This is a genomic window from Streptomyces hygroscopicus subsp. hygroscopicus (assembly GCF_001553455.1).
GTDB classification, from domain to species: Bacteria; Actinomycetota; Actinomycetes; order Streptomycetales; family Streptomycetaceae; genus Streptomyces; species Streptomyces hygroscopicus.
Genome location: NZ_BBOX01000245.1, coordinates 1 through 5325, shown reverse-complemented (window position 1 = coordinate 5325; position 5325 = coordinate 1). Strand labels below are relative to the sequence as shown.

The window sequence follows — 5325 nt, the reverse complement described above, 5'->3', positions numbered from 1 at the left end:
GGCCGTCCGTCGAGGTCAGATGGAAGCCCGGGCCCGCCACGGCATCGATGCGGCCGGTGACGGTGGTCCCGGGGACGAGCTGGACCAGCCCCAGCGCGGGGCGCACCCGGTCCAGGTGGAAGGCCGCGTCATGGTGCAGGGGCCCGAACGGCGCCGGCACCAGCGACTCCGGAAGACCGCCCAGGCCGCGCGCCCGCCGGTGGAGCGCGGCGAGGTCGGCCGCCCGCCGCTCCGGGGGCGGCGGGGTCTCGCGGGCGGCGCGCTTGGCGGCGTAGGGGAAGCGGTCCGGGACGCCGAGTGCGGCGCCCAGCACCGCCTCGGCGCGGCGCGCGGCCATCAGCGGGCCACGGCCCAGCGGACAGTACGAGAGCGCGGCCTGCTCCAGCAGCCGCGCCCCCTCCCGCTCGGCCGCGGTGATCCCGACCTTGACCAGCTCCGGCCCGAACCAGGCGAGGTAGACGTCGTACGGGCGCGGATCGTCGGTACGGGTGTCGGCGGCGACGGAGTACGAGCGGTCCAGCCGGGCACACTCCGGGCACTGCGCGGAGACGGCGGAGGCCGGAACCTCGGCCCCGGCCGGGCAGGGGGTGTGCCGGGCGCCCCTGCGGACGCCGACGCAGTCGCGCCGGGGCCCGGTGGTGAAGGAGAGCGGGCGGTCCGGTGTCAGCGGGGAGGACCGTTCACCGTGGAGCGGGTGGCGCCAGACCAGCGTGGGCCCGTGGCGGTCCCAGCGCGTCCCCGCGCACTGCCACCGTGACGGCCACGGGCCCCCGGTCATCAGCGCCGCTGCTGGGAGAAGAGCCACAGCACCCGCAGCAGGCGGGCGGTGAAACCGACGGCGGCCACGGCGAACGCGGCTCCCCGCCACACCGTCTCCTGGGCCCGGCCCAGGTCCCCGAAGAGTGCCGGGCTGGCGACCGCCACGTAGAGCACGGCCGCCAGCAGACCGGCCGTGACGAGGGCGAACACGATCTCGACGGTGAGTGCGTCGCGCTCGCTCTGGGAACGGGGTCCGCTCATTACTGGTATCAACCTCCGCCTGGTGTCCTTCGGCGATGCCGGACCGACCTTCGCGGCCACCGCCCCGTCACGGCGCTTCCGCCGCCCCCGTCACGGCGCTTCCGCCGTACCCGCGGTAGCTTCCGCCGCCTCCGCACGCCCGCCACGACCGCACGCCCGCCACGACCGCACGCCCGCCACGACCGCACGCCCGCCACGACCGCACGCGCGCCACGACCGCACGCGCGCCACGACCGCACGCGCGCCACGACCGCACGCGCGCCACGACGGTATGGCCCGCCACGACCGTACCGTCCGCAGCGGCCACGTCGTACTCCGTCCGCGCCGACCACGTATGTCTCCGGCCACGGCGGCGCCTTGCCGCCGTGGCCGCGCATCAGACGCTTCGCCGCGCGTCAGGCTTCCCCGTCGTCGCGCCAAAACGCCCCACCGCTCATTGAGAACACCCCCTCAAGCAAACGCCCCCTCAAGCGTCAGAAACGCCTCACCGCTCACCAGAGCGCCCCACCGCGCCGCTCATCCCCCGCCGCGCGTCAGATGCTCGAGTGCTCCCGCCACAGCGTGGCCAGCTCCTCGTCGCCCGTCACGCTCAGCGTGGTGATCGGCAGCCGGTTCCAGAGCGCGAGGTACAGATCGCCGGCCGCCCCCCGGAGCTCACAGTCGGCCGTGCCCGTCCCGTCGCGCTCGACCCGCGGCGCATCGTCCGACAGCCGTATCGTCCAGACCGCGTCCTGGTCCGTGGCCCGGACGCGGAGGGTGCGCGGGGTGTCCGTGCGCACCCGGGAGCGGTCCATGGCGTGTAAGCCGACCAGTAGCTCGTCGACTCCGTCGGCGGCGAACTCCGGGCTGAACGGGGAGAAGTCCCCGCCCCGTGCCGCCTCCGCGTCGACCCGGTGGACGGCCGTCTCATGGGCCTGGCGCCGGGCCCAGAACTCCAGCGCGGACGGCGCGGGCAGGAAGGTGAAGGACTTCAGCTCCGGGTCGGCGCCGGTGAGCGTCTCGACGAGCGCGCGGTGGGAGTCCCGGTACCACGCCACCAGCCCGGCCTCGTCGAGCTCCGGCGCGGCCGGCAGCGGCACCCGCTCCATGAGCCCCTCGGCGACGTAGCGCGTGGCCCACAGGTGCACCCGGCCCAGGTGCTCCAGCAGATCCCTGACCCGCCATTCGGGACAGGTGGGCACCGGGGCGTCCGCCCCGGCCTCGGCCGCGGCGTCGGCCAGCAGCCGGCCCTCGCGGTTCAGGATTTCGATCAACTCGGCGGTCTCCATGGTGGAATCATGCCAGCCGCCACCGACAATCGCAGGGTCACGCCGGAGGAGGGGCGGACGGGGGACGGGGACAGCGGCCGGTGGGGCGGCGGTGGAGCTGAGGTCCCGTCAGCTTCCGTACGGTCAGCTTCTGTTACGTACGCGCGGCGTTCCGCGTTCCGTAGGTGACGACCGCCAGCGCCGCGACCGTGGTGAGCGCGGTGGGCAGCGAGTACCAGTCGGCGAGGAAGCCGATCGTGGGCGGCCCCAGCAGCATGCCGCAGTAGCCGAGCGTGGAGGCCGCGGCGACCCCGCCCGGTCCCGTCAGCGCGCCCGCCCGCGCGATCGCCACCGGGAAGAGATTGGCCAGTCCGAGACCGGTGACCGCGAAGCCGAGGAGCGCGAGCCAGATCGTGGGCGCGAGCGAGCCCAGCAGCATTCCGGCCGCGGCCGTGACGCCGCCCGCGATCAAGGTGCTCGTCTGGCCGAGCCGTTCGAGCAGCACGGTGCCGCTCAGCCGGCCGACGGCCATCATCAGCGCGAAGACGGAGTAGCCCGCGGCGGCGAGTCCGGCGGACGCGTCGAGGTCCTGGTGCAGATGGAGCGCGGCCCAGTCGGCCATCGCGCCCTCGCCGTACGCCGTGCAGAGCGCGATCAGGCCGAAGACGGCGACCAGCCACCGGGCGCCGTCAGGCCGCGCTCCGCCGGGGGGCGTTCCGGGGCCGGGCTCGGCCGCGGTTCCGGGGCCGCCCGGCGGCACGGGCGCGGGCAGCGAGATCAGCGTCCGGCCCGCGACCGCTGCGAGCAGCAGTCCGAAGAGCGCCAGCAGCGACAGATGGCGGGCGGGGGAGAGGTGGGCGGCGATCAGCCCGCCCAGCCCGGCCCCGGCCATCCCACCCAGGCTGAACGCGGCGTGGAAGCCGGGCATGACCGGGCGGCGCAGGGCGGCGATGAGGTCGACGGCCGCGCTGTTCATGGCCACGTTGAGCGCGCCGAACCCGGTGCCGAAGACCAGCAGCACCAGCCCGAGGGCGAGCGCCGAGTGGGTCAGCGGCGGCAGCGCCACGGACGCCGCGAGCAGCGCCCCGGCGGCCACTGTCGTCGGGTGGTTGCCGAAGCGGCGGCAGAGCCGTCCGGTGGCCATCATCGTGGCCGTCCCGCCCGCCGACACACCCAGCAGGGCCAGCCCCAGCGCGCCCTCCGACGCGCTCGTCCGGTCCTTGATCGCGGGGATGCGGGCGACCCATCCGGCGAACACGAAGCCGTCGAGGAAGAAGAAGGCGGTGATGGCGGCGCGGAGCCGGGAGAGGTCGCGATCCGTGACGACGGGGCGGCGCCTGCCCAGAATGGCCGTCCGTATTTTGTTTCGAGTCGGCACAAAGTGAGAATAGGGGTGTGACCCAGACACGGACAAGGCTCGAGCGCGGCCGAAGCGCTCTTGGCCCGGCGCTGGAGCTCGTCCACACCGGCCGCGCGCCCACCCGCGCCGTGCTCACGGCCGAACTCGGGGTGACCCGCGCGACCGCGGGCGCCGTCGCCGCCGAGCTGGAGGCGCTCGGTCTCATCCAGGTCGACTCACGGCCGCTCGGGGCCGCCGGGGCGCAGGGCCGTCCCTCGCACCGGCTCTCCATCGCCCCCCACGGGCCGGTCGCGCTCGCCGCCCAGGTGCACACCGACGGCTTCCGCGCGGCGCTCGTCGGGCTCGGCGGCCGGATGGTGGCCACCGCCCCCGGTGCGATGACCGTGCCCGCGGACCCGACGCACGTCATCGACGCGGTCGTCGAGGCCGGTGCCCAGCTGCTGAGCGAGACCGGCCGCCGCTGTGTGGGCGCGGGGCTCGCGGTCCCGTCCGCGGTCGCCGAACCGGAGGGCACCGCCCTGAACCCGCTGCACGTCGCCTGGACCGCGGGCGCTCCGGTGGGCGAGCTGTTCACCCGCAGTCTGGTCGCGGCGGGCATCCGCGGCGACGACCGGGAGCCGGTCCCCGGCTTCGTCGGCAACGACGTCAACCTGGCCGCGCTCGCCGAACACCGCCACGGCGCGGGCGGCGGCGCCCAGCACCTGCTCTGTGTCGCCACCGGGCACCGGGGGGTCGGCGGCGCGCTGGTGCTCGACGGACGGCTGCACACGGGCAGCGCGGGGCTCGCCCTCGAGGTGGGCCATCTGACCGTCAACCCCGAGGGTGCGCCCTGCCATTGCGGCAGCCGCGGCTGTCTGGACACCGAGACCGATCCGCTCGCCTTCCTCACGGCGGCCGGGCGCGAGCCGGGCCCGGAGGTGTCCCTGCTGCGGCAGGCCCGCGACCTGCTGCACCAGGAGTACGCCACGGATCCGTCCGTCCGGGCCGCCACCGAGCAGCTGATCGACCGTCTCGGGCTCGGACTCGCCAGTCTGGTCAACATCCTCAACCCGGACCGCATCATCCTCGGCGGGCTGCACCGCGAGCTGCTGGAGACCGACCCCGAGCGGCTGCGCGCGGTGGTGGCGGACCGGAGCCTGTGGGGCCGGAGCGGGGGCGTACCGATCCTGCCGTGCACGCTGGACCACAACAGCCTGGTGGGGGCAGCGGAGTTGGCGTGGCAGCCGGTGCTGGACGACCCCTTGGCGGCGCTGGGCGTGGGCTGAGCCGCTGCCGCTGCGGCCGTCGCGTACGGCGGAAGCCCGGACGGCCCTGGGCGCCGGGCGCCCGGCACCGTGCCGAGCGGGCCGCCGGGGCGGCCCTTACGGCGCTCGCCCCTGCCGCCCCGGGGGATCGCGTCCAGGTCCGGGGCCGACGGCTGGAGCACCTGGTAACGCTCGCCGGACTCCGAGGGCGGTGCGGAGCCCTCCCAGAGGGTGGAGCGGATCGGCGTACACACGAATAGGCACGGAATCCGGCGCCGAAACGGACGCCGAGTTCTGTGCGGGGCCCGCCTCGCGGGAGGCGGGAAGCCCGCACGCTCAGTGGGATACGGCCGACCGGGCGGCCGCGGGGGCCCGCTCGCGCACCGCGGGCGCCGGAGCGGGCGCGGTGGCCGGAGCCGGCGCCGGGGTGACGGGCACGGGGGCCGGGGTGACG

5 protein-coding genes are annotated in these 5325 nt (G+C 75.7%); 1 reads left to right on the top strand and 4 read right to left on the bottom strand.

Annotated elements, in window-relative coordinates; translation table 11 throughout:
• From AXW62_RS24000 to AXW62_RS23985, 4 genes are all read right to left on the bottom strand, one after another.
• Positions 1-778 (bottom strand): DUF2797 domain-containing protein (locus AXW62_RS24000; RefSeq protein ID WP_060946332.1); only part of this gene is annotated, 778 nt, incomplete at its 3' end.
• Positions 778-1020, bottom strand: a complete 243-nt coding sequence (locus AXW62_RS23995) for a DUF6332 family protein (RefSeq protein WP_030829647.1) — start codon at positions 1018-1020, stop codon at positions 778-780. The genes AXW62_RS24000 and AXW62_RS23995, both read right to left, overlap by 1 nt.
• Before the next feature lie 533 nt (positions 1021-1553).
• Positions 1554-2288: a maleylpyruvate isomerase family mycothiol-dependent enzyme gene (locus tag AXW62_RS23990; RefSeq protein ID WP_060946331.1), complete on the bottom strand. Its 735-nt coding sequence runs from the start codon at positions 2286-2288 to the stop codon at positions 1554-1556.
• A 133-nt stretch (positions 2289-2421) separates the two neighbouring features.
• Positions 2422-3645, bottom strand: a complete 1224-nt coding sequence (locus tag AXW62_RS23985; RefSeq protein ID WP_079115769.1) for an MFS transporter — start codon at positions 3643-3645, stop codon at positions 2422-2424.
• 17 nt (positions 3646-3662) lie between these two features.
• Here AXW62_RS23985 and AXW62_RS23980 point away from each other — a divergent pair, with 17 nt between their 5' ends.
• The gene (locus AXW62_RS23980) at positions 3663-4892 is read left to right on the top strand and encodes an ROK family protein (protein WP_060946330.1); all 1230 of its coding nucleotides are present in this window, start codon (positions 3663-3665) and stop codon (positions 4890-4892) included.
• Positions 4893-5325: the final 433 nt, after the last annotated feature.